We start from the raw sequence: 26,832 nt of genomic DNA on the forward strand, positions 1-26,832 counted from the left end.
CGACAAAACTATGTGACCCGTGCCACAGTGAGTGGGTGGAGCAGATGAGCAACACTGTGGCCGACAGCGGCGCCGGACGGGGGAAACCCGTACTCGAGGTCCGCGGCCTGACCAAGAGCTTCTTCGGCAATCCCGTGCTGCAGGACGCGTCACTGACGCTGCACGCCGGCGAGGTCCACGGCGTCGTCGGGGAAAACGGGGCCGGAAAGTCGACCCTGATGAAGATTCTGGCGGGCGTGTACCAGCGCGACTCGGGAACGGTGCTGCTGGACGGCCAAAGCGTCCAGTTCAGCCATCCCACCCAGGCGCACGAAGCCGGCCTGTCCTCTGTCTTCCAGGAATTCAACCTGCTGCCGGACCGCACGGTGGCGGAGAACATCTACCTGGGCCGCGAGCCCCGCAAGGGCCTGCTGGTCAACCGGGCCAAGATGAACGCCGCCACCGCGGAACTGCTGGAGTCGCTGGGCATCGGCTCCATCCGTCCCACGGCGCTGGTCCGGTCGCTCTCCGTGGCCGAGCAGCAGATCGTCGAAATCGCCAAGGCCGTCAGCTACGACGCCAGGATCATTTCCATGGACGAGCCGACCGCCGCGTTGTCCGGGCCGGAAGTGTCCCTGTTGTATGGGATCGTGCGGAGGCTGGCCGAACGCGGCGCCGGCATCCTCTACGTCTCGCACCGGCTGCGCGAAGTTTTCGACCTCTGCCAGACCATCACCGTGCTCAAGGACGGGCGGATTGTGGGAACCAAACCCGCCGCCGAACTCGACGATGCCTCGCTGGTGCGGATGATGGTAGGCCGCCCCATCTCCGCCTATTTCCCGGACAAGCTCCCGGCCGCGCCCGCGGCGCCAGGCTCCGACACGAAAGCCCCGTTGCTCGAACTCGCCGACGCCGGCAACGACCAGCTGGACGGCATCAGCCTGCGCCTTATGCCCGGCGAGATTGTCGGCATCGCCGGCCTGCAAGGCTCCGGCCGCACCGAACTGCTGCAGGCGATCTTCGGCGCCGCCCCGTTCAACCGCGGCAGCATGCAGCTGGGCGGCCGTCCGATCCGTCCGCATTCTCCCCGCCAGGCGGTGCGGCACGGCGTCGCGCTGATCACCGAGGACCGCAAGGCGCAGGGCCTGAGCCTCAACCAGTCCCTGCTGGACAACGCGCTGGGCGTGGTCCGCGCCGTGTTCCCCAAGCGAACCGCCACGGTGCGACGCGCCGTCGCCGGCTCGTTCAGCGCGCTGGAGGTCGTCGCCCGGGACCTGGATCAGGAGGTGCAGTACCTCTCCGGCGGCAACCAGCAGAAGATCGTTTTGGCCAAGTGGCTGGCGGTGTCCCCGGGTGTGGTGCTGCTGGACGAACCGACCCGGGGCATCGACGTCGGGGCCAAGGTGGCGGTGTACCGGCTGATGCGCCAGCTGGCGGCCGAGGGGAAGGGCGTCCTGATGGTTTCCAGCGAGCTGCCGGAGGTGATCGGGATGTCCGACCGGATCCTGGTGATGCGCGACGGACAGATTGCCGGCGAGCTGCCGGCCGGCGCCACCGAGGAGGAAATCCTGCGGCTGGCCACCGGCGCGCGGGTCCCGGGCGCGGACTCCGACGGCCCGCCGCCGGCTCCGGATAACGACGGCGGTGCCCCACTTCCGGGCACAGGGAGCGACGGCGGGGATCGTCGCGCGGAAGCAGGCAACGACGGCGGCGCCCGGCTTGCGGACGCCGGGCAGGACGGCGGGTCGCACCTCGCGGAGGACCGCGGCACCACGGGAGGGACACCATGACGACCACGCGAACCCCGGCCCGAACCAGGCGGGCACGGGCGGGCGGCGGCTTCTTCGCGCGGCTGACCTCCACCCAGATCGTGTACCTGGTGGCCCTGCTGACACTGATCGCCGGCAGCATTTTGGTGGCCACGGCCGGCCGGAACTTCTTCAGCCCGGGCAACATCTCCGCCATTTTGACCGGCACCAGCGTGCTGGGCTTCATCGCCATCGGCCAGACCCTGGTGATTCTGGTCGGCAGCCTGGATCTCTCGGTGCCCTACGTGACCAGCCTGGCCAGCCTGATAGCGGCCGGGGTGATGGCCAACCGGGGCGAAAACGTGCCGGCCGCCGTGCTGCTGGCACTGGGTGTCTCCGCCGTCATCGGCCTGGCCAACGGACTGATTGTCGCCGGCCTCAAGGTGCACGGCTTCATCGCCACGCTCGGCATGGGCCTGCTGATCAGCGGCTATCTGGGCACCAACTACAAGGGCAGTTTCGGCCAGACCCCGTTCTCCTTCCGGCTGATCGGCGCCACCGGCATAGGGCCGGTGCCGATCTCCACGCTCATCATGCTCGCCTGCGCCGCCCTCGTGCTGCTGATGCTGCACCGCACCCGCATGGGCCACCACATCTACGCCGTCGGCGGTGACAGCAACGTGGCCCGGATGTCCGGCATCCGCGTGCCGGGCGCGGTGATCACCGCGCACGTCATCTGCTCCACTCTCTCCGGTATGGCCGGACTGCTGCTGGCCAGCCGGCTGGGCGTCGGCAGCCCAACCGTGGGCTCGCAAGGCGGCTATGACCTGCTCTCGATCGCCGCCGTCGTTCTGGGCGGGACCCTGCTGGCCGGCGGCAAGGGCTCCGTGACAGGGACCCTGGGCGGCGTGCTGATCTTCGCGATGCTGGACAACATCATGTCCGTGCTCCAGATCAACCCGTTCCTGAAGGACGTGGTCCGCGGCGTGGTGATCGTGGTCGCCGTCGCCGTCTATGCCCGCCGCACCATCGTCGCCCGGCCGCCGCGCTACGGGCACGGCGGCCAACAGCAGGAGGCGCAGGCATGAGCACAGTTCTGGACTCGGAGGCCGGCGGCAGGGTCCTGCAGCAGAACCGGGCCGGCCTCGGCCAACGCTTCCTGCGCGGCCTGCGGACTCCCGGCGGCGGCATCTTCGTGCTCCTGGCCGCGCTACTGGTCGCCATCATCATCCTGAACCCGTCGTTCGGCGAGCCCGGGTCCTTCATCCGCTTCATCGGCCGGACCGCGCCGATTGCGATCGCCGCCATCGGGCAGTACTTCGTAATCGTTTCCGGCGAGTTCGATCTGTCCATGGGATCGGTAGTGACCATGCAGGTGATCGTGGCCGGCAACCTGATCGGCCAGGACGACGCCAAGGTCATCCCCGTGCTGGCGCTGATGTTCGTCCTCGGGGCGGTCATCGGGCTGATCAACGGCCTGGTCACCACCTTGCTCAAGGTCCCCAGCTTCATTGTCACCCTGGGCATGATGCTGGCGCTGCTGGGCCTGGTGCTCAACTGGACCGGCGGCGCCGCGCAGGGCAACCCGGCGGACAGCTTCCGGCAAATCGGCCGCGGCGGCATCGAAAACGTGCCGGTGCTGGAGGTCATCCCCTATCCGGTCATCATCCTGGCGGCCGTCGCCGTGCTCGCCGTCTGGATGATGCGCCGGCCCTACGGGCGCACGCTGGTCGCCGTCGGCGACAACGACGTGGCCGCAGCCCTGACCGGCGCCCGGGTCTGGTGGGTGCGCACGCGTGCCTTCATGCTTTCGTCGCTCGCCGCCACCGTCTCGGGAATCCTGCTCGTCGGCTATGCCGGGGTCCATCCGTCGGTGGGGCAAGGCTACGAGTTCACGGCGATCACCGCCGTCGTGCTGGGAGGGGTGGTGCTGGGCGGCGGCCGCGGCTGGGTGCTCTCGGCCGCAGCCGGCGCGTTCGCCCTGGAGTTGCTGTTCACGCTGCTGAACTTCCTGGGCGTGGCGTCCACCTGGCGGGACACCGTGCAAGGCGCCATCATCATCGTCGCTGTTGCTGCCGCCGCGCAGTCCTGGCAGCGCAAGCGGCGCGGGGGCTCTGCGGCCGCGCATTCCGAACAACACATCATCGCGGCACCAGAGCCCGCTGAGGGCACCGACAAGGGAGGGAACTGACATGACGGGAAAGCGTCTAAGTACCGCGGTCGCGCTCACAGCGGCCGCGTCGTTAATGGCCATGACCGGCTGCACCACCGATCCGTCAATCACCGAGGAGACCGGCGGCCCCGGCGGCGCGGCCAGCCCGTCACCGGCGGAAACCACCGAGGCCTCCACGGAATGGTTCGACCAGGCCGTCTACGACGAACAGTTCGAACAGCGGACGGCGGAATTCGAGGGCGACCCGGAGCAGCCGTGGCTTCAGTACATCGACGGCGAGATGACCGACACCGCCGACTTCGCCTCCGAGGGCGCCAAGAAGGTCTGCTTCGCCAACGCGTCGATCTCCAACCCGTGGCGGCAGACCGGCTGGATCACCATGAACCAGCAGCTGCAGGTGCTGCAGGACGAGGGCGTGATTTCCGAGATGGAAACCCGCGACGCGCAGGACGACTCGAACACCCAGATTGCCGACATCGATTACTTCATCAGTGAAGGCGACTGCGACGCGTTCATCATCTCGCCGAACGCTACCGCGGCGCTGACGCCGGCGGTTGAGCGCGCCTGCGAGACCGGCAAGCCCGTTGTGGTGTTCGACCGCGGCGTGGAAACCGACTGCGCCACCACGTTCATCCACCCGATCGGCGGATTCGCCTGGGGCATCGACACCGCCAACTTCCTGAGCGAACGACTGCAGGAAGGCGACAAGGTAGTGGCACTGCGCATCCTGCCCGGCGTGGATGTGCTGGAGCAGCGCTGGGCGGCGGCGGAGAAGATCTTTGAGGAGAACGGCATCGAAGCCACCGATTACTTCACCGGCGCCGACCCGACCGAGATCAAGAAGATCATCTCCGACGAGCTCGCGACCGGCGATGTCCAGGGTGTCTGGATGGATGCCGGCGACGGCGCGGTGGCTGCGATCGAGGCGTTCGAGGACGCTGGCAAGGACCTGCCGGTCATGACCGGCGAGGACGAGCTGAGCTTCCTGCGCAAGTGGAAGGACACCGGCATCGACGCGCTGGCTCCGGTCTACTCCAACTTCCAGTGGCGCACGCCGCTGCTGGCCGTGCAGAAGATCTTCGCCGGCGAGGAAATCCCGGCCGAGTGGGTGCTGCCGCAGGTTCCGATCCCGGCCGACGAGCTGGACGACTGGCTGGAACGCAACGACGGCATGCCGGACGGCCACTACGCCAAGTTCGGCGGCGAGGACCTGCCGGGCTACCCGGAGGTCTGGCAGCAACGCCAGATTCCGTAGAACTTGCGGGCCGGCCGGGCCCGGGGAGGGTGCCCGGCCGGCCCGCAACTGCCGGTTCGGACATCCGGCGGGAGCCCGGCGCGAGCCGGGCACCGATGGCGCGGCCCGCCAGATTCCGCGGGACCCCGTACGGGCCGGCGCGACAGCGTCCGGCGGCAACCGGACGATGTCCCCACCAGCAGCCGCAGACAAAGGAGAAGGATCAATGGACCGGCCGATCGGCGTCAACACCTGGGTGTGGCAGTCGCCGTTGCGCGACGCCGAGCTGCCCGGGCTGCTGGCGAAGATCGCCGGCATGGGCTTTGACGGCGTCGAACTGCCGCTGGAGAACGTCGGCGACTTCACCGCCGGCACCGCCCGGGACGCCCTCGCGGCCACGGGCTTGAAGCCCTACATCGTGGGCGCCATGGCACCCGGCCGCGAATTGGTCCTGGCCGACGCCGGGTCGGTGCAGGCCACCCAGGACTATCTGGCGGCCTGCATCGGCCTGGCACACGACGTCGGCGCCCCGGCGGTGTGCGGTCCGTTCTACTCGAGCACGGGGCGGGTGTGGCGGATCGACGCCGAAGACCGCGCCGAAGCGTACCGCCAGCTGCGGGAGAACCTGGCGCCGCTGGCCGCCCAAGCCGAGGCGGCCGGCGTGGTACTGGGAATTGAGCCGCTCAACCGGTACGAGACCTCGCTGGTCAACACCGTGGACCAGGCGCTCGACGCGCTGGGACCGCTGCTCGGCCACGGGGTGGGGCTTGCGCTGGACAGCTACCACCTGAACATCGAAGAACGCTCCAGCGCCGCCGCCATCCGCGCCGCCGGTGAGCACCTGGTCCACCTGCAGGTGTGCGGCAACGACCGCGGGGCGCCGGGCGGCGACCAGACCGACTGGCCGGCGCTGGTCAAGGCGCTGGACGACGTGGGCTACGCCGGCCCGCTGAACATCGAGAGTTTCACCGCGGACAACGCGGCCATCGCGACCGCCGCATCGATCTGGCGGCCGCTGGCGCCGAGCCAGGATCAACTGGCAGCGGACGGGCTGGCATTCCTGCGCAGCCTCTAGCCCGTTCCCGCGTCCGGGTGCAGCCCGGACCCGGACCGCAGCCCATCCCGCCGCACCACCGACCGACGAGCACGAAGGAGAAGACGATGACCGCCAATCCGGAGTCGCCGCCGCTGGGGGTGGCGGTGCTGGGGCATGCCTTCATGGGCAAGGCGCACTCCAATGCCTGGCGCAACGTGTCCGCGTTCTATCCCGGTGGGCCCGCCGTGGCCCGGCGGGTCCTGGTCGGCCGGAATGCCGACGGGGTGGCCACGGACGCGGCCCGGTACGGCTGGGCGGAGGGTTCCACGGACTGGCGTGCCGTGCTCGAGCGCGGCGACGTGCAGATCGTGGACATCTGCACCCCGGGCCACCTGCATGCCGACCTGGCCGTGGCCGCGCTGGAGGCGGGCAAGCACGTGCTGGTGGAGAAGCCGCTGGCCAACTCGGTGGCCGAAGCCGAGCGCATGGCGGCCGCGGCCCGCGCCGCCGGAGCGGCCGGCGTCCGCTCGATGGTCGGCTTCAACTACCGGCGGGTGCCGGCGTTGGCCCTGGCGCGTCAAGTGATCGCCGAGGGCAGGATCGGCGCCGTGCGGCAGGTGCGCGTCGCCTACCTGCAGGACTGGTTGGCGGACGACTCCGCCCCGATGACCTGGCGGTTGCGCCGGGAGACCGCCGGCTCCGGGGCGCTCGGCGACCTGGCTTCGCACGCGGTGGACCAGATCCACTTCCTGCTCGGCGCGCGGGTCACGTCGGTCTCCGCGACGCTCAACACGTTCGTCGAAACCCGGCAGGGACCGGGCGGGCCCGAACCGGTGACGGTCGACGACGCCGCGTGGGCCACCCTGCGGCTCGACTCCGGCGCGGTGGCCAGCATGGAGGTCAGCCGGATGGCCGCGGGCCGCAAGAACGCGCTGCGGATCGAGGTCTATGGGTCCGCCGGGCATCTGGCCTTCGACCTGGAGCGGCTCAACGAGCTCTCCTATTACGACGCCGGTGCCCCGCCGGGGCTCGCGGGCGCGGCGAAAATCTTGGTCACCGAGGAGACGCACCCCTACCTGCAGGCCTGGTGGCCGCCCGGTCATGTGCTCGGCTGGGACCATACCTTTACCAGCCAGGCCGCCGATTTCCTGGCCGCGGTGGCAACCGGCCGGGCGCCCAGCCCAAGCTTCGAGGACGGCCTGGCGGTGCAAAAGGTGCTGGACGCCATCGTGCGCAGCGCCGCGCAGGCGGGCGCCGCCGTCGTCCTTTCAGAAACCGACACCCGCGCCGACTACGCAGGAGCAACCGATGGCACGTAATTTCACGTTGTTTACCGGCCAGTGGGCGGACCTGCCCCTGGAGAAGGTGGCGGAACTGGCCGCGGGCTGGGGCTACGACGGCCTGGAGATCGCGGTGTCCGGGGACCACCTGGACGCGTGGCGCTGGGACGACGACGACTACATCGCCGACCGGCTCGGCATTCTGGAGCGCTACGGGTTGCGGGTGTGGGCGATCTCCAACCATCTGAGGGGCCAGGCGGTGTGCGACGACCCGATCGACTTCCGCCACCAGGCGATAGTCGGGGCACGCGTGTGGGGTGACGGCGAGCCGGAGGGCGTGCGGACGCGGGCGGCCGAGGAGATGAAGCACACCGCGCGGCTGGCACAGCGGCTCGGGGTGAAGACCGTGGTGGGATTCACCGGGTCCTCGATCTGGCAGTACGTGGCAATGTTTCCGCCGGTTTCCGCCGACGTGATCGACGCCGGCTACCGGGACTTCGCCGACCGGTGGAACCCCATCCTGGACGTGTTCGACGAGTGCGGGGTGCGGTTCGCGCACGAGATCCACCCCTCCGAGATCGCGTACGACTACTGGTCGACGGTGCGGGCGCTGGAGGCCCTGGGGCACCGCGAGGCGTTCGGCATCAACTGGGATCCCAGCCACATGATGTGGCAGGACATCGACCCGGTGTCGCTGATCTGGGACTTCAAGGACCGGATCTACCACGTGGACTGCAAGGACACGAAGCTGCGCATCACCGGGCGCAACACGCGGTTGGGGTCCCACCTGCCGTGGGGCGACCCGCGGCGCGGCTGGGACTTCGTCTCCACAGGGCGCGGCGACGTGCCGTGGGAGGCCAGCTTCCGCGCCCTGGCGGCCATCGGGTACGACGGGCCGATCTCGGTGGAGTGGGAAGACGCCGGCATGGACCGGTTGCAGGGCGCGCCGGAAGCCCTCCGGTTCCTCAAGCGGTTCGACTTCGATCCGCCGCAGTCCTCCTTCGACGCCGCATTCAAGCAGTAGGGGCGGCGCGGGGTGGCACCGTGGCCGACCCGTTCGCTCCCAGATATGGGCCTAACTTCCCACGTCTAAGAACCCCGCAAGCCGCTGACCTGCGGCGATGCCGGAAGCGTATCCAAGAAGTGGGAGCGAAAGTGCTCCCTGCCTGCTGCCAGCCCCCTGCCTCCCGAACACGCTGGCTGTCCAGGTTCAACAGGAATTGTCCATGTTTTGGAGGGACGTGCGGCCCTGACCTGCGGCGATGCCGAACGGCCGCCCAAAACAAGGACAACCGGGGCCTCTGGCTTAAGCCGCGCTGACCTGCCCGCCGGATTCTCTGCAGCTGGCCAGGACCTTTAGTAGGCTGTGGCCATGCGCGAACTCCAGGCCACGATCATTGACGAACTGGGCGTCCAGCCCTCCATCGACCCGTCGCAGGAAGTCGCACGGCGCGTCGGATTTTTGAAGGACTACCTCAAGACCAGCGGCTCCAAAGGCTTTGTGCTGGGCATCAGCGGCGGCGTCGACTCCAGCCTCGCCGGCAAGCTGGCCCAACTGGCGGTCGACGAACTCAAAGCAGAAGGCGTCGAAGCCAACTTCGTCGCGGTGCGCCTGCCCTACGGGGTCCAGCACGATGAAGCCGACGCGCAGGCAGCCATGGATTTCATCCGGCCGAAAACCTCGTGGACGTTCAACATCAAGTCGGCGGTCGACGGCTTCGAAGCCGAATTCACGACGACGACCGGCGAGGAGATCACCGACTTCAACAAGGGCAACATCAAGGCCCGGGCTCGGATGATGGCCCAGTACGCGCTGGCCGGCCAGCACAACTACCTGGTGCTGGGCACGGACCACGGCGCCGAGTCGGTCACCGGCTTCTTCACCAAGTTCGGCGACGGGGCGGCCGACGTGCTGCCCCTGTTCGGGCTCAACAAGCGCCAAAACCGACAGCTCTTGGAGCACCTTGGTGCCAGCGACCAGGTGGCGCACAAGGTGCCGACGGCAGACCTGCTGGACACCACGCCCGGCCGCACCGACGAGGACGAACTGGGGATCAGCTACGACCACATCGACGACTACCTTGAGGGACGCGCGATCCCCGACGAGGTCGCCGAAAAGATCGAGCAGCGCTACCTGATGACCCGGCACAAGCGGACCACCCCGGTGTCAATCCTCGACAAATGGTGGCGGGGCTAGGCCGAACCGTCACGCGGCGGAGCACTGCTGGCCAAAGCCTTTGACACCGTCGGCCCGGGCACCCGCTGACCCGTCAGCCGGCCAGGTAAAGCGCAGCCTGCCCGCTGAACCGTCACCCGGCCAAGCGCAGCCGGCCCGCTGAACCGTCAGCCGACCAGGCTCTTCGCCCGCATCACGGCCTTCCGGAACTCTTCTTGGTTCTTCCTGCTGATCATCGCCCTGCCGCCGGGGCTGGGCGCCTTGATGACGGTCGGGCGGGTGAACGCGCCCATGTGCTTCGCCCACTGGGTCTTGGTGAAGGTCCCGCACAGCACGACGGCTTGGAGACGGGGCAGCAGCCCCAGGACGGACTTCAGTGCCTTGACCCCGGCGATTGTCTGGACGGGCGTCGGTTCGGCGCCGTCGAGGAAAAACGGCACCGTATTCCAGAGGAGAACCCCCTCGTGCAGCCCCGCTTCCCGGCGTTCGTTCCAGCACCGCTCGGCCGCTTGGTCGGCGTTGTCTACTGAAACGAATCCAGGCCCCTCTGCCGTGACCGTTTGGCTCCCGGGACTATCGAGCAGAAAGAGCACCCGCGCCTCGACGCCTGCATCCGCCGGGTCAAAATGCGGGACGGGCTCCGTGCGGGTCGGCGCGTAGGCGTCCCGCCATTCCTCAAGCTTCTGTATGGACGGCTCGGATTGCAGCATGGCTTGCCGCCGCTGCCGTTCGAGTGGATCTGCTAAAGACTGCGGCTTATCAGCAAACATCTGTCCAACATACCCCGAAGCCACAACGCCGTTGGAGGTCGGACGGCGAGCCAGCCGCCCTGAGCGGCGAGCCCGGTCGCCCCGAACGGCGAGCCCAGCCGGCCCGAGCGGCGAGCACAGCCTGCCGCCGTTGGGTAACGTAGCTGTTGTGAAGATTGCTACCTGGAATGTGAACTCGATCCGTGCCCGCGCCGACCGCGTTGAGTCCTGGCTGCAGCGCTCCGACGTGGACGTGCTGGCCATTCAGGAGACCAAGGCCAAGGATGAGAACTTCCCGTGGGACCTGTTCGAGAAGAACGGTTACGAGGTGGCGCACTTCGGCCTGAACCAGTGGAACGGCGTGGCCATCGCCTCCCGCGTGGGCCTGGATGACGTGGTCCGGACCTTTGACGGCCAGCCGCACTTCGGCAAGTCGGAGGACAGCACCGCCGCCGAGGCCCGCGCGATCGGGGCAACCTGCGGCGGCGTGCGGGTGTGGAGCCTGTATGTGCCCAACGGCCGGGCGGTCAACGATCCGCACATGCCCTACAAGCTGAATTGGCTCAAGGCCCTCAAGGAGGAGGCCGCCGGCTGGGTCCAGGAGGACCCGACGCTCAACGTCGCGCTCATGGGCGACTGGAACATCGCCCCGACGGACGACGACGTCTGGGACATCGACTGGTTCCGCGCGCAGAACGCCACGCACGTGACCGAACCCGAGCGGGCCGCCTTCCGTGCGTTCGAAGAAGCCGGATTCGTCGACGTCGTCCGCCCGTACACGCCCGGGCCCGGCGTCTACACCTACTGGGACTACACGCAGCTGCGCTTCCCCAAGAAGGAAGGCATGCGCATCGACTTCATCCTGGCCTCCCCGGCGCTGGCCGGGCGGGTCACCGGTGCGATGATCGACCGCGAAGAGCGCAAGGGCAAGGGCGCCTCGGACCACGCTCCGGTCATCGCGGAGCTGGACTGAGATGAAGTTCCCGTACGTCTCCTACCTGCGGGTCTTCGAACCACTGGATGTGTTCGACGACGATCAGCAGCTGCTCATCATGAGCCAGCGCGGCCGCGGCCGGGACGTGACGGAGGATCTGGACCGCGGTGACTCGCTGCGCCGGATCACGCGCACGGTGTCGGACCCGTTTCCGCACTCCAGCGACGACCTGATCCGGGTCCTTCATTATCCGACGCCCGAGGGCATCACCACGCCGCGGTACTGCCCCAACCAGCTGGCGGTCCGCAGCACCCTGGCCGCCGAATCGCTCTCCAGCAGCCTGCGCGATCCGCTGCTGGGGTTGCTGGTGCCCGAAGCGGCGCGGGACGCCCAGCAGTCCCGGCTGGACCCGGACAACTTCGTGGACGCACTGGCCAAGCTGCACACGCGCAGCTCCACCTGGGGCATCCCGTTCGGCTGGTTCGTCCTGTTCCGCGAGGACGACCACACCGAAAAGGTGGAGAGCGACCACACGCTGCAAACGGTCCGCCTGGCCGCCCCGGTCCCGCAGTGCATCGACCGGGCCCGTTACGCAGCGGCTTCCCTGGCCCTCGCCGCCCCGGGCCTGGACCTGCTGGAAGAACTGACCGAGCTGACCGAGTGGCTGGAAACCTTCACCGCGGACGGCATCGTGGAGCTGGATTACGGCCGCGTGGCCGAACTGGTCTACCCGGACGAATCGCCCTCGGACGTGCACGCCGGCATCGAATCGCTGGCCGACGGCGACATGACCGGCGCCGCCGCCGCGTACCGCCGCCTCGCCGGCCGCTGGATCAAGATCCGCCAACTCGCCCGCGCGTCCTGACCGCCGGCATGACGCCGGCCGACAATTACGACGACGGCGGCGCGGTCGAGGCCCGGACCACCAGCTCGTGGGGCTGGATCCGCGGCACGTCCAGCCGGGCCTTCCCCTGCAGTTCGGCCAGCAGCAGCCGCGCCGCGTAAGCCCCCTGCTCGTCCGGCCGTTGCCGGACGGTCGTCAGCCCCATCGGCTCGGCGAACTCGTGGTCGTCGATTCCCACCACGGAAACGTCCTCGGGGACCCGCAGGCCGCGCTCCTGCGCGGCCCTCAGCGCGCCGAAGGCCATCTCGTCCGCGGAGGCGAAGATCGCCGTCGGCCGTTCCCCGGGGGTATCGAGCAGCGTGCCGGCGGCAATCCTGCCGCCGGCGAACCGGAAGTCTCCCATGGCCAGCCATTCCGGCCGCACCCGCAGCCCATGCCGGGCCATCGTGTCCCGGAAGGCCAGCTCGCGCCGGCGCGGCACATCGAAGTCGATCCCGTAGGCACCGCCGCCCTGCAGGTGCGCGATCCGCGTATGCCCCAGCCCGATGAGATGCTCGACGGCTTCGGCGGCCGCGGCGTTGTCATCCACACTCACGCTGCGCAAGCCGTCCACCTGGCCGCCCACGATCACGTTCGGATACTCCAGCGCCTGCAGCGCGGCCAGTTCGTCCGGGGTCAGCTGCATGCACATCACCAGCAGCGCGTCGATCCGCTTGCGCAGCATGGACCGGTGGAACACCCGTTCGCGGTTGATGCCGGTGCCGCCCAGGCTGAACACGATCAGATCATAGCCGGCCGCCCGCAACACACGGTCCACGCCTTCCAGCGCGGACGCGAAGTACCACCAGTCGATCACCGGCAGCAGCACGCCCATGGCCCTCGTGCGGCCGGAGGCCAGATGGGCCGCCGACGACGACGGCACGTAGCCCAGCGAGTCGGCTGTCGCCAGCACGCGGTCGCGGGTGTCCGTGGAGACCCCGGACAATCCGCGGAGGGCACGGGAAACCGTTGCGGTCGAGACGCCGGCGGCCCGCGCGACGTCGTCGATCCCGGTCACGGTGCGCTCACCCCTTAAGGCCACCAGCCAGCAGGCCGCGGACAAAGTAGCGCTGCAGGCCGAAGAACACCGCAAGCGGCACGATCATGGAAACGAACGCGCCGGCGGTCAACCGGTGCCACTCGTCGCCGCGGGTGCCCGTCAGCTCGGCCAGCCGCTGGGTAATCGGGGCGACGTCGGCCGTGCCGCCGGAGAACACCAGCGCCACCAGCAGGTCGTTCCAGACCCACAGGAACTGGAAAATGCCGAAGGATGCGATCGCCGGCACGGACAGAGGCAGGATGATCCGCCAGAAGATGGTCGCGTGCCCGGCGCCGTCCACCCGCGCCGCCTCGATGACCTCACCCGGGATCTCGGAGATGAAGTTGTGCAGCAGGAAGATGGCCAGCGGCAGCGCGAAGATGGTGTGCGCGATCCACAGCTGGGCGTAGGTTCCGGCCGGCAGCACCTGGAACTCGCCGATCTTGAGGTTGATGAACAGCGAGAGCAGCGGGATCAGCGCCATCTGCAGCGGCACGATCTGCAGCGCGAACACGACGATGAACAAGGTGTCCTTGCCGCGGAACCTGCCCCAGGCGAAGACGTAGGCCGCCATCGAAGCGATCACCAGGGGAATCAGGGTGCCCGGGATGACGATCGCCAGCGAGTTGATGAAGTACTGGCCCAGGTTGGACGCGGAACCGCCCTGGGAGTCCAGCACGTCGGTGTAGTTCTTCGTGGTGAACTGCAGGTCGCCCAGGATGTTCCACCAGCCGTTGGCCTGGATGTTGTCTTCCGGGCGCAGCGAGGAAATGAACAGGCCGAAGGTCGGCACGGTCCAGATGACGGCGATGATGATCGCCGCGGCGGTGGCCCCGCGCGAGGTCAGGCGCTGCTTCACCCGCCGGGTGATCGGGATCTGCTGTTCGGTGGTGCTGGCCAGGACGGCGTCGGGAGCGGTCGGGATGGCAGGCGTTGCGCTCATCGAATTTCCCTCTGCTTCTTCAGCTGCCGGGCGTTGTAGATGACGATCGGCAGCACCATCAGGAACAGGATCAAGGCCAGCGCGGCGCCGCGTCCGGGCTCATTGGCGCGGAACGCCTGGGTGTACATCTCGTTGGCCACCACCGATGTTTCGAAGTTCCCCGCGGTCATCGTCCGCACAATGTCGAAGACTTTCAGCGTGCCGATGGTGATGGTGGTGACCACCACGATCAACGCCCCCCGGATGGACGGGATGGTGATGGAGCGGAACTGCTGCCAGGCGCTGGCCCCGTCCAGGCGGGCCGCCTCCACGATTTCGGTGGGGATGCCCTTGATCGCCGCGGAGAGGATCACCATGGCGAAGCCGGTCTGGATCCAGACCATCACCGCGATCAGGAAGAACGTGTTCTCCGGCGCGTCCAGCAGGAACTGCTTGGGTTCGCCGCCGAACCACACAAGAACCTGGTTCAGCAGGCCGATCTGTTCGCGTTCGCCGCCGCGGTACGTGTACATGAATTTCCAGATCACGCCGGCGCCCACCATGGAGATGGCCATCGGCATGAACACCAGCGCCTTCAGCGCCTTCTCGCCGCGCGCCCGGTCGATGAACACCGCGTACGCCAGGCCGATGCCGGTGGACAGCAGCGGCACCAGGACGACCCACAGCAGCGTGTTGCGCAGCGTGACCAGCGCTTCGGGTTGGGTGAACATCCACACGAAGTTGTCCAGGCCGTTCGGCGTTCCGGTGCGGTCCGTGAACGCCAGGTACGTCGTTTGGATGGCCGGCCACACCAACCCAATGGCCAGGAGTACGACGGCGGGGGCCAGGAATCCGATAATCGTCGCCTTATCGCGGAACGACTTCGGGGCCCGGTCCACCAACAGCATGATCAAGGCGATGATCGCGGCGAAGACCGCCAGGGCGATCGCCACCTGCACGAGCTTCTCGCCAACGTCCTCCATGGCACTTGCCTCCTTGGTGCGTGGAAGGGACAGACCGTGCCGGGCCGCACCGCCTGCATGGGTCACAGGCGGTGCGGCCGGGCTGTCGGTACCGGTTTAGTCCTTGGGCCAGCTGGCTTCGATGGAGTCCACGACCTCTTGCGTCGACTTGCCGTTGATCCACTCCACGATGCCGCTCCAGAAGGAGTTGGCGCCCACCGCGCCCGGCATCAGGTCCGAACCGTCGAACCGGAAGGTGGTGTCCTCCGACTGCAGCAGTTCGATGGACTGGCGGTCCAGGTCGCTGGCGGCCAGCGCCGGGTCGAGGCCCTTGTTGGCGCTGATCGCGGCGCCCTGCTCCACACGGTTGTTGGCGAACTCGGCCGAGGCCATGAACTGCAGGTAGGCCGAGACCTCTTCGCTTTCGGTGTAGGCGGCCACGAACTCGCCGCCGCCGGTGATGGCGCTGGCGCCGGCCTCCTGGCCGGGAGTGATGAACGCCCAGACGTCGCCGTCCTCAGCCACGTTGGTGCCTTCCGGCCAGTTGGCGGCCTGGAACGTAGCCTGGTGGTGCATGGCGCAGGTACCGTCGATCACCGGGATGCCGCCGTCGTCCACCGAGGTGGAGATGATCGAGCGGACGTCGCCGATACCGCCGTTGACGTAGTCCTCGTTCTTCAGGATGTCGCCGACGGCGTCGAACGCCTCGGCCACCTGCGGGTCGTTGAACGGGATCTCGTGGTTGACCCACTGGTCGTACACGTCCGGTCCGGCCTGGCGCAGCAGCGCGTCCTCGATCCAGTCGGTGCCCGGCCAGCCGGTGGCCTCGCCGGACTCGAACCCGGCGCACCAGGGCTTCATGGTGCCCTCGTCGGCGATGGTCTGGGTGAGTTCCATCATCTCGTCCCAGGTCTGCGGAACCTCCCAGCCCTTCTCCTGAAAGGTAGCCGGAACGTACCAGACGTAGCCCTTCACGCTGGCCAGCATGGGGGCGGCGTAGAAGGTGCCGTCCACGGTGCCGTAGGTCTTCCAGTCCTCGGACCAGTTCTCGTCGACCAGGTCGGACACCTCCTGCGGCGCGGGCTTCAGGTAGCCGGCCTTGGCCTGGGCGGCCAGCAGGCCGGGCTGCGGGAAGATCGCCACATCCGGCGGGTTGCCAGCCTGGGCACGGACGCCGATCTGCGTCTCGAACTCGTTGGATCCCTCGTACACCACGTCGATCCCTGTGCACTCCTCAAAGTCCACCCAGGAGTTCTCCAGCAGATCCTGCTCGGCATCGGTAATGGTCGAGTAGACGCTGACCTCGGCGCCGTCAAAAGTGCCGTAGGCCTCGTAGGCGGCACAGTCTGCGGCAGGCGCCGGCGACTCCTCGGATTCCGTCCCTCCCCCACAGGCGGACAGCGTCAGTGCCATGGCGCCGAGCGCTGCCACCGGCAGGACGGCCTTTCTGGAGCGTGCAAAGTGCATGATGTGACTCCTTTGTCCGGTGGCCCTTAGAGAGCTGAACAGGTCAGAGTGCAGCCACCAAGTACCCATCTGATAACTCGTAACGTAAACGCTTACGGAGTGTGTCGCAAGGCACATATTCGGGGCTCTGGTGTTCGATGCCGAATCGTGATCTGCGCCGCATCCGCGGTCTGTCCTGCCTGTTCAATCGGAAAGATCATTAGGCTGGAAGTGGTCCTGACCCCCCGAGTCGAGGAGAGCCAATGACCGCAGCAGCCGTTCCTTGGTGGCGCGACGCCGTCATCTACCAAATCTATCCGCGCTCCTTCGCCGACCACAACGGCGACGGAATGGGCGACCTGGCCGGAATCAGCGCCAAGATCCCCTACCTGAAGAACCTGGGGGTGGACGCCATCTGGCTGTCGCCCTTCTACGTCTCCCCGCAAAACGATGCAGGCTACGACGTTGCCGATTACCGCGACGTCGACCCGCTGTTCGGCAGCCTGGACGACTTCGACTCGCTGCTGGCACGCGCCCACGAGCTCGGCATGCGGGTGATTGTCGACCTCGTGCCGAACCACACGTCCGACCGGCACGAATGGTTCTTGAGCGCGCTGACCTCCGAGGCGGGATCGCCCGAACGTGCCCGCTACATCTTCCGCGACGGCAGGGGCCCGGACGGCACTGAGCCGCCCAACAACTGGCAGTCGGTGTTCGGCGGCGATGCCTGGACCCGGATCACCGAACCCGACGGCACGCCCGGCCAGTGGTACCTGCACCTGTTCGATTCCACGCAGCCGGACCTGAACTGGGAGAACCCGGAGGTCCGGGCCGAAATGGTCTCCGTCCTGCGGTTCTGGCTGGACCGCGGCGTGGACGGCTTCCGGATCGACGTGGCCCATGGCCTGGTCAAGGCCGAGGGCCTGCCGGATTGGGCGGCCAAGACCTCGATGGTGGCCGGCAACGAGCGGCTCCCGGGCGAAGACGCACTGCCCGGCGGCGGCGACGGGGCGGCGGTCGGCCAACCCGCCGGCGCCTCGCCCACCCCCGATGCCCGTGCCTCCGGGGAACAGGTCCTGGAACCAGCCGGGGCGGATGCCCCCGGAGCGGCGGCCCAGCAGGTAGCTGCGCTGCCGGAGGCCGGCGTCCATCCGGAGACTCCGCCCTACTTCGACCAGGACGGCGTGCACGAGATCTACCGCGAGTGGCACAAGGTCTTGGCCGAATACGACGGCGACCGCATGCTGGTGGCCGAAGCGTGGGTCGAGCCGGTCGAGCGGCTCTTTGCCTACGTCCGCCCCGACGAAATGCAGCAGGCCTTCAACTTCGATTTCCTGCTCGCGGGCTGGGATGCCCGGCGGATGGCCCGCAGCATCGAGGATTCGCTGGCCGCTGCAGCTTCAGTGGGTGCTCCGAGCACCTGGGTGCTGTCCAATCACGACACCGTCCGCCACAGCACCCGCTACGGCCTGGCCGACCCCACCACGTTTCCCAAGGGCATTGGCCCCGGCGACGAACAGCCCGACGAGGAACTCGGTCACGCCCGCGGTCGCGCCGCTGCGCTGGTGATGCTGGCGCTGCCCGGCTCCGCCTACATCTACCAGGGCGATGAGCTCGGCCTTCCGGAGCACACCACCCTGCCGGCCGAGGTGCGCCAGGACCCGGCGTTTTTCCGCACTGGCGGCGAAGAGCGGGGCCGCGACGGCTGCCGGGTGCCGATTCCCTGGCGCGCGGAGGCGCACGGCTACGGCTGGGGCTCTACCCAACATGAACCGTGGTTGCCGCAGCCCGAAAGTTTCGCGCGCTATGCGGTGGACCAGCAGGTGGGAGTAGCCGCTTCCACCTACGAGTTGTATCGGGCGGCGCTGCGCCTGCGTGCTGAGCAGAAGCTGGGCCAGGGCAGCGTGGAGTGGGCCGCGGAGCACGATCCGGCGTCGGGAGTCCTCAGCTACCGCAACGGGACACTTCAGGTGCTGGCCAACCTGGGCAGTTCCGCCATCCGGCTGCCCGCGGGGGCCTCGCTGGTCCTGGCGTCGCAGGAGGGCGCGGTCGCCAACGGGTTGCTGGAGCCCAACGGGGCCGCCTGGCTGACGCCCGCCGCCGACGGGCAGTCCGCCTAGCGGACGCGGTCGGCGCGGACCAGCCGCGAGCGCGCGCCGGCCACCAGGTGGATGACCACCGGGAAGCTGATCCCGATGGTCAGGTCCAGCGCTTCGACGAGGTCGGAGACTTCGTCCGCCACGGCCTGCGGGGATACCCCGAGGCGCGGAACCACCCGGACGCGCAAGCCTCCGCCGCCCTCGTAGTCGTAGGCGGTGACCGTTGCCTGCAGGATGCTGTCGCGTTCCCGCAGTGCGTCGCGCAGCGCCTGCTCGGCCACGGCGGCACTCAGCCGGACGGCGCCGGGTTCGCCTGCGCCGTCGTAGTCAGCGGCGATGGTGCCGGTGCGGCCCTTGCCCTGCTGAGCGGCCCACGCGATCATCAGCAGCACCATCAGGAGCAGCACCAGCGCCACCACAATCCACAGCCAGCTGTCCCGCTGTCCGGGCAAGGTGGCCGCGTCCAGCACCGTCCGCAGGTTGGCGCCGGCCTGTTCCGTGGCGGCGTGCCACCAGCCGGCGAGCGCGGGAACCAGTGCCAGCGCCAACGCGGTGCCGCCGGCCAGCATGAGCAGCAGCCCCAGAAGGGTGATCAGGATACGGTTCAGTGTCCGGGGCGTTTGGTTCACTGTCCCACCACCCCGGAACTGGAAACGAACACGCGCACCTGCGGAACCGGACTGATCCGCGCCCTGCGGACCTCGTCCTCCACCGCCGCCTGGACGGCATCCGCTTCCACCGGCTGGCCGGAGGTTGGCCGGAGCCGGACGTCCACCACGCCGCGCGAGACGACCACCAGCACCTGCTCGCGCGTCACTTGCGCCTCGATGCGGGCACGCCGCGCCAGCGACGCGGCGATGACTTCATCGTCCACCACCACCACGCCGCGGCGGCCGGGAATGCGGTGCCGGTGCAGGTGTCCGGGGAGCACGCCCTGCAGGAAGAAGAGCAGACCCAAGAACAGGATCAGCGCACCGGAGGCGCCCAGGACGGTGGGCGCGATGTTCCCCGGCAGTTGGTGGATCCAGCCGGCCATCTCTTCCGGCGAGGCCAACCACGGGCGCTGCCCGATCGACTTCAACGCCGCTTCGAGCAGCAGGTAAAGGCAGGCCAACGCGACGAGAACCGCGGCGATCACTGCTGCGGTAGCGCGGGAACTGCGCAGTTCGCGGCCGGCCAGGCGCTCGTCGGCCGGGCGCTGGTCAGCCGATCGCTCGCCGGTTTTGAGGTTGGTGCTGCTCACCGGACCCGGCCTCCTTCCTGCACGCGGATGCCGGTGACCCTGATGTCCACCCGGCTCAACTTCGAACCGCTGATCCGGGAGATCCTCTCCAGGATGGTTCCCTTGGCGGCGTGTGCCCGGTCCCAGACCGATCCGCCAAAGCCGTCCACTAGGTGCGGGTCCCGCACCACCCGGTTCAGCGAAGGAATGCCCATGGGAAGCGCCAGGGACAAGGCGAGGGAACCGGCATCGTCGCGCCACGTCGCGCGGATCAGGCCCGGTGAAATTCCCAGCAGCTCTGCCGCAACCCCCTGCGCGGTGCTGGTCAACGCCTGCGTGCTGACGCGGGTGTGCCCGGCGTAGCGTCGCCCGGGCGGCCCGGTGGCGAGCGACGCCGGGGGCGGTGAGTCCGGGCGGTCCGCGAGCGGCGGTCCTTCCGGGCGGGGGGGCATCTCGTCGGCGTCCACAACGGGGTCCGTCATGAAGACGAGCGGCGTCCGGTCAGCGCATCGCGGATGCTGCGCCAGTCAAGCTTGCCCTCCGCGGCGCGGCCCAGCAAGGCCCCCACGATCAGGAAGACCGCCATCAGCAGGAAGCCCCAGAAGTTAAAAACCAGCGCGGCCCACGCCAGCACTGCGCCGACGGCCATGCCGACTACCGTGTAGCTCATCCTTGCTCCTCTCGCCGTCCCGAACATCCTGCTACTGGGCGCCCTGTCGGACAGGCTTCTCGGCCGGCGCCTTGGCGTCCAGGCCGGGCACGTGGACGTCGTTGATCTCCACGTTCACCTCGATCACGTCCAGCCCCACCAATTGCTCGACGGCGGTGTACACCGCCGCGCGTACGCCGCCCGCCAGTTCCTGCAACGGCTTGCCGTAAACGGCCACCAGGCTGATGTCCACGGCAACCTGCGTCTGGCCGACCTCCACATGGACGCCCTGGCCGGCGTCGCTGCCGCCCACGACATCCCGCAGCGCACTCAGCGCACGGGCTGTGCCGCTGCCCAGCGCGTAGACCCCCGGGACGGAGCGGGCGGCAACGGCCGCGACCTTGGCCACGGCGGCTTCGGAAATGGTGGTGCGGCCGGGCGCGTCCGGGATGCCAACGGCTGCAGTCTGGTCCGGGTCCACCGCTGCCTGCCCGGACGGCGGCCCGCCCGGGACCCCGACGGGTGCGGTGACAGGGTGTGCCCCGGGCGATACTCCGGCGGACGGGGCAGCCGGCCGATCCTCGTTGTGCATCTGTTCTCCCTGACGCTGTGATGACTCTCAGGGCAAGCCTAACGCCTCATTCCCCGCAGTGTTCGGCCAGCCAGTCCTCCACCGGTTGCAGGGCGTCGGCAAACCCGGCGGCGTCGAAGTGGCCGGTTGCAGCTGCGTGGTCCAGCTGGTCCTCCACCCGGTCCAGGTCGTCGCCCAGCCGGGGCGGAACACCGCGGCTGAATTCGTCCAGCTCCTCCTGCAGCGCCTTCAGGTCGGAGTCCTCCACGCCGGTCATGAAGCCGAGCGGGACCAGCAGCAGGGAGGCGACGTTTGCGGCCACGGCGGCGCAAGCGTGGTCCCGGCTTTCGTAGTTTCCCCAGTCAGTGGCGCCTCCGTCGGATCCCCCGCTTCCGCCGGCGGGGCCAGCGGAGTCCGACGGCGGTGCCTGGCCGGGCGATGCCGTAGCGGGTTGTTCAGTGGCGGGGGCTGGTGCCTGGGGTGTCTCTGCAGGAGCCGTCCCTTCGGTGGCCCCCGAAGCAGTGGGGGCGGGCGCCGTCGTCGTTGATTCCGACGCTGGTTCCGCGCTGCTGCAGGACGTCAGCAGGACGGCGGTTGCCAGGCCGATCGCGGTCGCCTTTAGAAGGGCCTGCACTATGCTCCACGCTCCAATCGTCCCCCTGGTCCGGTGCCTCATCAGGTGCAGGCGGCAATGGAACCCCTTCCATGGTAGGCCAGTGACCCTGAGTGGAGACTGGGAACTTGGAGCGGCTGGAGCTGACGGGCAGGCCGCCGGCGTGCCGAGTTACAGGGTCAGTTTCCGCCCCGGAGTGGGGATGCGGAGCCGGTCTTCGAGGCCGGTGGCGGAGAACCGGGCGCGGAGCTCTTCGTGGCCTTCGCTCAAGTGCTTCCAGCCCTCTGCGTGGACCGGCACGACGGTGGCCGCGTCCAGTTTGCGTGCCGCCTCGGCCGCGGCGTCGGCGGTGAGGGTTAGCGCGGCGTTGTCGAAGGCTCCCACGCGGGCGGCTCCGGCGAAGAGCACCGCCGTGGTGACCGGAGCGAAACGTGCCGCGACGGCGTCGACCGCGTCCAGCGAGGCGTTGTCGCCGCTGACGTAAACAGTCGGCAGGTCGGATCCTGTCAGGACGAATCCGGTCACGGTGCCGGTCACCGGTTCGCATCCTTCCGGTCCGTGCCGGGCGGGGACGGCAGTGACCGTGATCGTGGTCCGGTCGGCGGCCTCGAGCACCGTCCGCTCCCACGGGGCCATGCCGGTGACCGTCGCGAGCCGGTCTGCTGCCTCCAGGGTGCCGAGAACCTTGGCTCCGCCGGATTCCACCAGGCGCCGGCCGGAGGCGTCCAGGTTGTCCGCATGCTGGTCATGCGAGAGGAGGATGGCGTCCACCACCGGCAGGTCTGCGACTTGAACGGCGGGCCCGGAGGTTTTCACCAGGGTTCCGGCTGTTGTCGGGTACTCGCCGGGTTCATCAAAGGTGGGGTCGGTCAGGAACGTCCAGCCGCCGAACTCCAGCAACGCTGTCGGACCGCCAATGTGGGTGATTGCGGTTTCGTTCATGCACCCATGGTGCCCGACGAAGCCGGAGGTGGACAGAGTGGCCGGGCACGACGAAGCCCCGCGTCCTGAACCAGGACGGCGGGGCTTCGTTTTTGCTGGTGGCTCCGACCGGCGTCGATCCGGTGACCTTTCGATTTTCAGTCGAACGCTCTACCAACTGAGCTACAGAGCCGTGGCAACATCTTGCGATGATCACCGATGGCCTTCCGAAATCGCTCCGGAAACCAAAGCGACCCTGACGGGACTTGAACCCGCGACCTCCGCCGTGACAGGGCGGCGCGCTAACCAACTGCGCTACAGGGCCTTGCATTTTTTACGAGACTCAATCCTACCAGCCTTTCGAAGCGGTTCTGACCACTCCAGCGGCTGCCATTCATGACGTCTCGCGTACCCCCAACGGGATTCGAACCCGTGCCGCCGCCGTGAAAGGGCGGTGTCCTAGGCCGCTAGACGATGGGGGCCAGGACCACTTGGGATTCATTTCCCCGCTGTGGACCTATAAAACTATAGGGCCTGTCCCGGGAAAAACCAAAACCGACCACCGTGGCCTGCCGAGGCCTGCACAGGGGCGCTTTTAAGGCCGCCGCCCGCGGGTAAAGTCGGCTGCATGCCGATGGAGTTGTCCCTGCCGGAATTTGAGGACGCGGTAAACGACGCGATCGACCAGATCCCGGAAGACATCATGCGCGAGATGACCAACGTGGGCATCTTCGTCGAAGAGGAATACACCCCGCAACCTTGGGAAGACCCGGAGACGGAACTGCTGGGCGTCTACGAGGGCACCCCGCTCACCGAGAGGGACCACTGGTGGGACGCCGGGTCGATGCCGGACCGAATCGTCGTCTTCCGGGGCCCCCTCCAACGGATGTGCTCTTCCCGGGAAGAATTGGTCCACGAGGTCCTGGTGACCGTGATCCACGAAGTTGCCCACCACTTCGGCATCGACGACGACCGCCTCCACGAACTGGGCTGGGGCTGACACCCGCGCCGCTCAGTTGAACACAGCAGGCCGGCGGAAGCTGGCCGGCTTCCTCGCCTGTCAACCGGCCTGGCTCGACGCCTACGCGGACGACGCGCCCGCTCGGCACCTTCGCAGAGGACCGCACCCCTCGGTGGATCATGCGCGCCTTCCCCGCCCTGCAATCCAGCTGTTATGGGGAAACGAGGGGCCGACACGCCCACTCATCGGGAATGTAGTGCAAATGACACTGGTGTTGTTTATGTTACTGCTGGGACAAATGTTGCAACTGTGAATGAAGTTGCATATCCTCAACGTGCTGTGTGAATGCAGTTCGGTCTAGTTGGGGTGCCACCCGTTCGCACATTGACCGCTCCGGTCCCAAGGCCGGCCGTCCTGAAAGGGCGCGTGCATTTACCGCGCTCCTAGTAAGGACCCGTTCGGATGAGGCTGCTTCCCTCGGGGCGTCCTGCCCCGCATCGATCGACGACGCCGATGCGCGCCGTCGCGCTCTTCTCGGCTACCGCCCTGTTGATCTGCGTTCCGGCCCTGGCGCCGGCCGTCGCCGCACCGGCGGGACAGTTGCCGCCGGTGACGTCGCAGCGGATCATCCTGCCGGCGGCGCCCACGCTGCCGTCCGGCGAGGAGATCGACGACGCCAAGGGCGATGCAGCGGCCACCCAGGCCCTGGTGGACCGGATCGAAGAGCAGCTCAGGGCAGCTTCCGGAAACCTTGCCAACGCGCAGTTCGATTCCATGCGTTCCCAGAACGCCTACAGCGAGTCCCTGCTGAAGCAGCAGGAGCGGACCGCCGAACTCGATGACGCCAAGGCCAAGGCCTCGCAGGCCGCGGAGTACTTCGAGTCGGTCAAGAATCAGGTGGGACAGCTGGCCGGTGAGCTGTACCGGAACGGCGGCGTCAACCCCGCCCTCAGCTCCCTGCTGGACAGCAAGGCCGCCGGCGACGTGCTGTACAAGGCCTCCACGCTCGACGCCCTGACGGCGAACCGCTCGCAGACGCTGAGCGAATCCCAGCAGGCCGCCCAGCTGTGGGCATCCTGGGAGCTCTACGTCACGCAGGCCGAAGAGGCCGCGCGGGACGCGGCAGTAGCCGCGGAGGCCGCGGAATCGGACGCGAAAGCCGCCAGCGCCGCACAGGAGCAGCTCGTCGTCCGCTACGAGGAACAGCGGCAGGCCCTTCTGGTGCATCTGGCCGAACTGCGCGGGACCAGCACCGGCGAAGAGGACGCACGCATCACCGCCCTGGAGCGCGCCGAGCAGGAACGAGCGCTCCAGGCGTTGGTCGCGCAGTCGGCGCAGGAGGCCGCTGCGGCCCAGCGGCCCTCCGGAGGCAGTTCCAACGCGCAGGACTCCACGGTTGCAGCGGCCAGTGAAGACATCACGCCGGCCCGGCCTGCAGCTCCAGCCGCGCCGCCGGCAACCTCTAGGCCAGCCGCTCCAGCCGCACCGCCGGCAACCTCCCGGCCAGTCGCTCCGTCCACGCCGCCAGTCACGTCACGGCCCGCGGCGCCTGCGCCGTCCCGGCCTTCGACGCCCGCCCCGGCGCCGCCTCCGCCCCCGGCCCCTCAACCGGCCCCGAAGCCCAAGCCGAACCCGGTACCGCCGGCACCGGCTCCGGCCCCCGGCAGCAACGCGGGCATCGCCAACGCTGCCATCAACTTCGCGATGGCCAAGCAGGCGAACAACAAGAGCTTCTACGATTGGGGCGGCAGCGGCCCGTGGGGCTATGACTGCTCGGGACTGACGCAGGCGGCGTTCGGCAGCGCTGGTCGATACCTCCCCCGCGTGGCCCAGGCCCAGCTCGACGACGCACCGCACAAGGTGCCGCTCGACCAACTCCAGCCGGGCGACCTTGTTTTCTGGGGCGAACCGAATGCCATCTGGCACGTGGCGATCTACATCGGCAACTGGCAAGTCGTACATGCGCTAAACGACAAGGATGGTCTGACGGTGACGAACATCAGCCACATGTACGGCAAGCTGCACACGGTCGGGGCGCGCTGGGCCGTCTGAGTGGGATAGAGCACAAACTCTAAGAACGGGCCGGGCCCGGAACCATTTGGGTTCCGGGCCCGGCCCGTTTTCAAGCTGCTGCTATTCGGCGTCCGGCAGGGGACCGAAGTTCCGGCGGTCGTCCAATCGCGGATCGTGCTTGTCGGGCACCACCATGACGGGACCCTTGGCATGGTGCAGCACACCCTGGCTGGTGGAGCCGAGCAGCATGCCGGCGAAGCCGCCGCGGCCGCGGGTGCCCACCACCAGCAGTTCGGCGGTGCGTGACGCCTCGATCAACAGTTCCACCGGGGAGCCGTCCTGTACTTCACCGATGACGCGCAGCCCGGGGAAGTGGCTCTTGAGCCACGCCACGCCCGCGTCGAGCTGCTCACGGATGTCCGCATAAAGCGCTTCGCGGTCCAGCGGTGCCGGCACCCAGGCCAGCGAACCGGTGAACGGCGGCACGGCGCATACGACCTTCAGCGGATAACCGAGCCGCTCGGCCTGCTCTGCGGCCACCAGGGTGGCGTTGCGTGCCTGCTCGGAACCATCGACCCCGACCACGACGACCTTCTCGACGTCCTCGGGGCGGATTGCCTGGTCCTTGGACCGTGGAACCTCAATATCCAGGTCGCCGAGCCGCGGTGCGCAGGCCAGCGGAATCGTCACCGTCGGGCAGGAGGCGTGGGCCGGGACAGCGCTGCTGACCGAGCCCAGCAACCGGCCCATGAAGCCGCCGCGGCCGCGCGTACCGACCACGATCAACTCGGCCTGTTCGGAGAGCTCCAGCAGAACTCCGGCGGCGTCGCCGGTTTCCACCCGGGCATCGATATCCAAGCCGTAACCGGTGACTTTGGACACTGCCTGCTCGAGCACGGCTTCGGCACCTTCGCGGATCACCGAATCATCCAGCGTGGCATAGCCGGCATCCATGCTGGAGGCAGCGAAGACCGGAACGGTGTAGGCGGTCACGACGTGCAGCGGGGTCCTGCGCCGTTGCGCCTCCTCCGCAGCCCAAACCAACGCGCAGATACTCTGATCGGAGCCATCGACTCCGACGACAATGCCGCGGGGTGCGGCGCCCTGTCGGGCGTCTGAACCTGTGGCTTCTGTCATTCGTTCCGCCTCCCTCAACGTCGAACGGGCATCCTCGCCCGCTACCCTCAGCTTACTCTGATACAAGGCGCTTCTCAGTGGCCGA

The 26,832-nt window shown here is 68.3% G+C and carries 26 protein-coding genes and 3 tRNA genes; 13 read left to right on the plus strand and 16 right to left on the minus strand.

Features of this window, described 5'->3' with window-relative positions:
• The first annotated feature begins 44 nt into the window (after positions 1 to 44).
• From AC5RVD_RS05800 to nadE, 8 genes are all read left to right on the plus strand, one after another.
• Positions 45 to 1,769: a sugar ABC transporter ATP-binding protein gene (locus AC5RVD_RS05800; RefSeq protein WP_494126342.1), complete on the plus strand. Its 1,725-nt coding sequence runs from the start codon at positions 45 to 47 to the stop codon at positions 1,767 to 1,769.
• Positions 1,766 to 2,815, plus strand: coding sequence for an ABC transporter permease (locus AC5RVD_RS05805; protein ID WP_494126343.1), 1,050 nt, complete (start codon positions 1,766 to 1,768; stop codon positions 2,813 to 2,815). The genes AC5RVD_RS05800 and AC5RVD_RS05805 overlap by 4 nt, the downstream gene beginning before the upstream one ends.
• Positions 2,812 to 3,918 (plus strand): ABC transporter permease, encoded by a 1,107-nt coding sequence (locus AC5RVD_RS05810; RefSeq protein WP_494126344.1) that lies wholly within the window; start codon positions 2,812 to 2,814, stop codon positions 3,916 to 3,918. Before AC5RVD_RS05805 ends, AC5RVD_RS05810 begins: the two co-directional genes overlap by 4 nt.
• A 1-nt stretch (position 3,919) precedes the next feature.
• Entirely contained in the window at positions 3,920 to 5,155 is a 1,236-nt protein-coding gene (locus tag AC5RVD_RS05815) for a substrate-binding domain-containing protein (RefSeq protein WP_494111062.1), read from the plus strand.
• A 205-nt stretch (positions 5,156 to 5,360) separates the two neighbouring features.
• Complete coding sequence (locus tag AC5RVD_RS05820; protein WP_494126345.1) at positions 5,361 to 6,209, plus strand: sugar phosphate isomerase/epimerase family protein; 849 nt, start codon at positions 5,361 to 5,363, stop codon at positions 6,207 to 6,209.
• A gap of 86 nt (positions 6,210 to 6,295) precedes the next feature.
• Positions 6,296 to 7,489 carry a Gfo/Idh/MocA family protein gene (locus AC5RVD_RS05825; RefSeq protein WP_494126346.1) on the plus strand — a complete coding sequence of 398 codons (1,194 nt, stop codon included), beginning with the start codon at positions 6,296 to 6,298 and terminating at the stop codon, positions 7,487 to 7,489.
• On the plus strand, positions 7,479 to 8,474 hold the full coding sequence (locus tag AC5RVD_RS05830) for a sugar phosphate isomerase/epimerase family protein (protein ID WP_494111059.1): 996 nt from the start codon (positions 7,479 to 7,481) through the stop codon (positions 8,472 to 8,474). The genes AC5RVD_RS05825 and AC5RVD_RS05830 overlap by 11 nt, the downstream gene beginning before the upstream one ends.
• A gap of 348 nt (positions 8,475 to 8,822) precedes the next feature.
• Positions 8,823 to 9,647, plus strand: coding sequence for an NAD(+) synthase (gene nadE / locus AC5RVD_RS05835; RefSeq protein ID WP_494111058.1), 825 nt, complete (start codon positions 8,823 to 8,825; stop codon positions 9,645 to 9,647).
• A 146-nt stretch (positions 9,648 to 9,793) separates the two neighbouring features.
• On the opposite strand, the gene AC5RVD_RS05840 is transcribed toward nadE, so the two are convergent.
• A complete protein-coding gene (locus tag AC5RVD_RS05840; RefSeq protein WP_494126347.1) occupies positions 9,794 to 10,396 on the minus strand; it encodes a uracil-DNA glycosylase in 603 nt (200 codons plus the stop codon).
• A 148-nt stretch (positions 10,397 to 10,544) separates the two neighbouring features.
• Here AC5RVD_RS05840 and AC5RVD_RS05845 point away from each other — a divergent pair, with 148 nt between their 5' ends.
• Together AC5RVD_RS05845 and AC5RVD_RS05850 are read left to right on the plus strand one after the other, a co-directional pair.
• Entirely contained in the window at positions 10,545 to 11,348 is an 804-nt protein-coding gene (locus tag AC5RVD_RS05845; RefSeq protein WP_494111056.1) for an exodeoxyribonuclease III, read from the plus strand.
• Position 11,349: 1 nt separating this feature from the next.
• Positions 11,350 to 12,174 carry a DUF8083 family protein gene (locus AC5RVD_RS05850; protein ID WP_494002000.1) on the plus strand — a complete coding sequence of 275 codons (825 nt, stop codon included), beginning with the start codon at positions 11,350 to 11,352 and terminating at the stop codon, positions 12,172 to 12,174.
• Between the two features lie 25 nt (positions 12,175 to 12,199).
• Here AC5RVD_RS05850 and AC5RVD_RS05855 read toward each other — a convergent pair whose 3' ends face one another.
• The 4 genes from AC5RVD_RS05855 to AC5RVD_RS05870 form a co-directional block, all read right to left on the minus strand.
• Positions 12,200 to 13,210, minus strand: a complete 1,011-nt coding sequence (locus AC5RVD_RS05855) for a LacI family DNA-binding transcriptional regulator (RefSeq protein ID WP_494126348.1) — start codon at positions 13,208 to 13,210, stop codon at positions 12,200 to 12,202.
• 7 nt (positions 13,211 to 13,217) lie between these two features.
• On the minus strand, positions 13,218 to 14,174 hold the full coding sequence (locus AC5RVD_RS05860; RefSeq protein WP_494111053.1) for a carbohydrate ABC transporter permease: 957 nt from the start codon (positions 14,172 to 14,174) through the stop codon (positions 13,218 to 13,220).
• The gene (locus AC5RVD_RS05865) at positions 14,171 to 15,136 is read right to left on the minus strand and encodes a carbohydrate ABC transporter permease (RefSeq protein WP_494111052.1); all 966 of its coding nucleotides are present in this window, start codon (positions 15,134 to 15,136) and stop codon (positions 14,171 to 14,173) included. The genes AC5RVD_RS05860 and AC5RVD_RS05865 overlap by 4 nt, the downstream gene beginning before the upstream one ends.
• 96 nt (positions 15,137 to 15,232) lie before the next feature.
• Positions 15,233 to 16,582, minus strand: a complete 1,350-nt coding sequence (locus AC5RVD_RS05870; protein ID WP_494126349.1) for an ABC transporter substrate-binding protein — start codon at positions 16,580 to 16,582, stop codon at positions 15,233 to 15,235.
• Between the two features lie 242 nt (positions 16,583 to 16,824).
• Between AC5RVD_RS05870 and AC5RVD_RS05875 the strand changes: the two genes are divergently transcribed.
• The gene (locus AC5RVD_RS05875) at positions 16,825 to 18,681 is read left to right on the plus strand and encodes a glycoside hydrolase family 13 protein (RefSeq protein WP_494126350.1); all 1,857 of its coding nucleotides are present in this window, start codon (positions 16,825 to 16,827) and stop codon (positions 18,679 to 18,681) included.
• On the opposite strand, the gene AC5RVD_RS05880 is transcribed toward AC5RVD_RS05875, so the two are convergent.
• The 10 genes from AC5RVD_RS05880 to AC5RVD_RS05925 form a co-directional block, all read right to left on the minus strand.
• A complete protein-coding gene (locus AC5RVD_RS05880; protein ID WP_494111049.1) occupies positions 18,678 to 19,289 on the minus strand; it encodes a hypothetical protein in 612 nt (203 codons plus the stop codon). The two genes, AC5RVD_RS05875 and AC5RVD_RS05880, sit on opposite strands and share 4 nt — an antisense overlap.
• Positions 19,286 to 19,903, minus strand: coding sequence for a hypothetical protein (locus tag AC5RVD_RS05885; protein ID WP_494111048.1), 618 nt, complete (start codon positions 19,901 to 19,903; stop codon positions 19,286 to 19,288). Before AC5RVD_RS05885 ends, AC5RVD_RS05880 begins: the two co-directional genes overlap by 4 nt.
• Entirely contained in the window at positions 19,900 to 20,364 is a 465-nt protein-coding gene (locus AC5RVD_RS05890; protein WP_494111047.1) for a hypothetical protein, read from the minus strand. Before AC5RVD_RS05890 ends, AC5RVD_RS05885 begins: the two co-directional genes overlap by 4 nt.
• Positions 20,361 to 20,552, minus strand: coding sequence for a hypothetical protein (locus AC5RVD_RS05895; protein ID WP_494111046.1), 192 nt, complete (start codon positions 20,550 to 20,552; stop codon positions 20,361 to 20,363). The genes AC5RVD_RS05890 and AC5RVD_RS05895 overlap by 4 nt, the downstream gene beginning before the upstream one ends.
• Before the next feature lie 31 nt (positions 20,553 to 20,583).
• A complete protein-coding gene (locus tag AC5RVD_RS05900; RefSeq protein ID WP_494111045.1) occupies positions 20,584 to 21,123 on the minus strand; it encodes an Asp23/Gls24 family envelope stress response protein in 540 nt (179 codons plus the stop codon).
• A 46-nt stretch (positions 21,124 to 21,169) separates the two neighbouring features.
• Positions 21,170 to 21,424 (minus strand): hypothetical protein, encoded by a 255-nt coding sequence (locus AC5RVD_RS05905; RefSeq protein ID WP_494111044.1) that lies wholly within the window; start codon positions 21,422 to 21,424, stop codon positions 21,170 to 21,172.
• 462 nt (positions 21,425 to 21,886) lie between these two features.
• The gene (locus AC5RVD_RS05910; RefSeq protein WP_494111043.1) at positions 21,887 to 22,657 is read right to left on the minus strand and encodes an MBL fold metallo-hydrolase; all 771 of its coding nucleotides are present in this window, start codon (positions 22,655 to 22,657) and stop codon (positions 21,887 to 21,889) included.
• A 96-nt stretch (positions 22,658 to 22,753) separates the two neighbouring features.
• Positions 22,754 to 22,829: transfer RNA gene (locus AC5RVD_RS05915), tRNA-Phe, on the minus strand.
• Positions 22,830 to 22,887: 58 nt separating this feature from the next.
• Positions 22,888 to 22,961: transfer RNA gene (locus AC5RVD_RS05920), tRNA-Asp, on the minus strand.
• A gap of 84 nt (positions 22,962 to 23,045) precedes the next feature.
• Positions 23,046 to 23,118 (minus strand) — tRNA-Glu (locus AC5RVD_RS05925).
• Between the two features lie 152 nt (positions 23,119 to 23,270).
• Here AC5RVD_RS05925 and AC5RVD_RS05930 point away from each other — a divergent pair.
• Complete coding sequence (locus AC5RVD_RS05930) at positions 23,271 to 23,636, plus strand: metallopeptidase family protein (RefSeq protein WP_494126464.1); 366 nt, start codon at positions 23,271 to 23,273, stop codon at positions 23,634 to 23,636.
• 423 nt (positions 23,637 to 24,059) lie between these two features.
• A complete protein-coding gene (locus AC5RVD_RS05935) occupies positions 24,060 to 25,649 on the plus strand; it encodes a C40 family peptidase (RefSeq protein ID WP_494126351.1) in 1,590 nt (529 codons plus the stop codon).
• Between the two features lie 81 nt (positions 25,650 to 25,730).
• Here AC5RVD_RS05935 and AC5RVD_RS05940 read toward each other — a convergent pair whose 3' ends face one another.
• Positions 25,731 to 26,747: a universal stress protein gene (locus AC5RVD_RS05940; RefSeq protein ID WP_494111041.1), complete on the minus strand. Its 1,017-nt coding sequence runs from the start codon at positions 26,745 to 26,747 to the stop codon at positions 25,731 to 25,733.
• Positions 26,748 to 26,832 lie beyond the last annotated feature (85 nt).

Source organism: Arthrobacter sp. THG-b23, from assembly GCF_059091265.1.

Excerpts from the sequence above, each read along its gene's own strand:
- AC5RVD_RS05870 (WP_494126349.1), bottom strand. The coding sequence starts at position 16,582 with ATGCACTTTGCACGCTCCAGAAAGGCCGTCCTGCCGGTGGCAGCGCTC.
- AC5RVD_RS05805 (WP_494126343.1), top strand. The coding sequence starts at position 1,766 with ATGACGACCACGCGAACCCCGGCCCGAACCAGGCGGGCACGGGCGGGC.
- AC5RVD_RS05910 (WP_494111043.1), bottom strand. The coding sequence starts at position 22,657 with ATGAACGAAACCGCAATCACCCACATTGGCGGTCCGACAGCGTTGCTG.
- AC5RVD_RS05830 (WP_494111059.1), top strand. The coding sequence starts at position 7,479 with ATGGCACGTAATTTCACGTTGTTTACCGGCCAGTGGGCGGACCTGCCC.
- AC5RVD_RS05890 (WP_494111047.1), bottom strand. The coding sequence starts at position 20,364 with ATGACGGACCCCGTTGTGGACGCCGACGAGATGCCCCCCCGCCCGGAA.
- nadE (WP_494111058.1), top strand. The coding sequence starts at position 8,823 with ATGCGCGAACTCCAGGCCACGATCATTGACGAACTGGGCGTCCAGCCC.
- AC5RVD_RS05940 (WP_494111041.1), bottom strand. The coding sequence starts at position 26,747 with ATGACAGAAGCCACAGGTTCAGACGCCCGACAGGGCGCCGCACCCCGC.
- AC5RVD_RS05820 (WP_494126345.1), top strand. The coding sequence starts at position 5,361 with ATGGACCGGCCGATCGGCGTCAACACCTGGGTGTGGCAGTCGCCGTTG.
- AC5RVD_RS05860 (WP_494111053.1), bottom strand. The coding sequence starts at position 14,174 with ATGAGCGCAACGCCTGCCATCCCGACCGCTCCCGACGCCGTCCTGGCC.
- AC5RVD_RS05800 (WP_494126342.1), top strand. The coding sequence starts at position 45 with ATGAGCAACACTGTGGCCGACAGCGGCGCCGGACGGGGGAAACCCGTA.
- AC5RVD_RS05900 (WP_494111045.1), bottom strand. The coding sequence starts at position 21,123 with ATGCACAACGAGGATCGGCCGGCTGCCCCGTCCGCCGGAGTATCGCCC.
- AC5RVD_RS05810 (WP_494126344.1), top strand. The coding sequence starts at position 2,812 with ATGAGCACAGTTCTGGACTCGGAGGCCGGCGGCAGGGTCCTGCAGCAG.
- AC5RVD_RS05825 (WP_494126346.1), top strand. The coding sequence starts at position 6,296 with ATGACCGCCAATCCGGAGTCGCCGCCGCTGGGGGTGGCGGTGCTGGGG.
- AC5RVD_RS05865 (WP_494111052.1), bottom strand. The coding sequence starts at position 15,136 with ATGGAGGACGTTGGCGAGAAGCTCGTGCAGGTGGCGATCGCCCTGGCG.
- AC5RVD_RS05895 (WP_494111046.1), bottom strand. The coding sequence starts at position 20,552 with ATGAGCTACACGGTAGTCGGCATGGCCGTCGGCGCAGTGCTGGCGTGG.
- AC5RVD_RS05930 (WP_494126464.1), top strand. The coding sequence starts at position 23,271 with ATGGAGTTGTCCCTGCCGGAATTTGAGGACGCGGTAAACGACGCGATC.
- AC5RVD_RS05815 (WP_494111062.1), top strand. The coding sequence starts at position 3,920 with ATGACGGGAAAGCGTCTAAGTACCGCGGTCGCGCTCACAGCGGCCGCG.
- AC5RVD_RS05935 (WP_494126351.1), top strand. The coding sequence starts at position 24,060 with ATGAGGCTGCTTCCCTCGGGGCGTCCTGCCCCGCATCGATCGACGACG.
- AC5RVD_RS05850 (WP_494002000.1), top strand. The coding sequence starts at position 11,350 with ATGAAGTTCCCGTACGTCTCCTACCTGCGGGTCTTCGAACCACTGGAT.
- AC5RVD_RS05875 (WP_494126350.1), top strand. The coding sequence starts at position 16,825 with ATGACCGCAGCAGCCGTTCCTTGGTGGCGCGACGCCGTCATCTACCAA.
- AC5RVD_RS05840 (WP_494126347.1), bottom strand. The coding sequence starts at position 10,396 with ATGTTTGCTGATAAGCCGCAGTCTTTAGCAGATCCACTCGAACGGCAG.